The 908-nt window shown below is 36.2% G+C and carries 1 protein-coding gene; it reads right to left on the bottom strand.

Going from position 1 to position 908, the window contains the following annotated elements:
• Window positions 1–237 precede the first annotated feature (237 nt).
• A complete protein-coding gene (locus PBA01S_RS22615; protein ID WP_028538617.1) occupies window positions 238–735 on the bottom strand; it encodes a hypothetical protein in 498 nt (165 codons plus the stop codon).
• Between the last annotated feature and the right edge of the window lie 173 nt (window positions 736–908).

Below are 908 nucleotides of genomic sequence, written 5' to 3'. Positions count from 1 at the left end.
TTTAGTGTCAAGTATGTATTGATTCATATTCATCCCTCTCTGTCATATGTCATATAACGTTTCTGTATCTACGAACCCGAAAGGCTTAAAGGAGCGTAGCGACTGGGTGGCTCCGCCACTTAACCTTGCAGGGTTGTCTGCCTGAATCCGCTTCTCCGAAATCCCTCGGGCAGACCAAGGAGCGAAAGCGACGAAGCGTAGATACAATGTTATACGAAGGACTTTTCATCATTGAATTTACTTAAAAAAAATGTCTTTTATATATCCTCCAATAAATCCAGCAACGATAGCTGTAAGTGCTATCTTCGAAAGATCCCACCAAAAACTAATTGTTTTTTGCTTTTTCTCTCTTAGTAAACGTTCAATCTGCAGATTCATAATCCTCTTTGATTCTTTTTTAAAATGTTCTAATTTCAAGTAATTGGGTTCATGGCTTGTAAGTTTCGTCGCTTCACCAAATAACAATATACTTTGATTTTCAATTATTATATTTATTTGCTTCTTTAGTACTATGATTTCTCCCTTTTTAAGCAGTTTTAACTTACTAAATTCCTCAATATTACTAATAATCTGATTGTTTAGTTCTATGAATCCAGAAGTAATAATATCATCACTTGCAAATGCTGCTGTTAGCATATTCCTTCTATTTAATTCACTAATTGTTCTCCCTATAGCATCTTTGATTTTATATTCAATAATAATTTCTAAATCTTCGATTAATTTAGTAAACTTCATCGACTTCTCCCATACTTATATTTATTCAAAAGTCTTTCGTATAACGTTCCCGTATTCACGACGCGACCCGGCCTTAGATAGCTCCTATCTTAGGCCGGGTCGTGTGTTGTCTGAGCTTCTTCCTTGATTATACATCTGACAACCAAGGGGCGTAAGCCCCGCAGCGTGAAGAG

Source organism: Paenibacillus barengoltzii NBRC 101215 (assembly GCF_004000745.1).
Lineage (GTDB): Bacteria > Bacillota > Bacilli > Paenibacillales > Paenibacillaceae > Fontibacillus > Fontibacillus barengoltzii.
The sequence above is the reverse complement of the archived record's forward strand: the minus strand, read 5'-3'. Positions and strand labels throughout refer to the sequence as shown.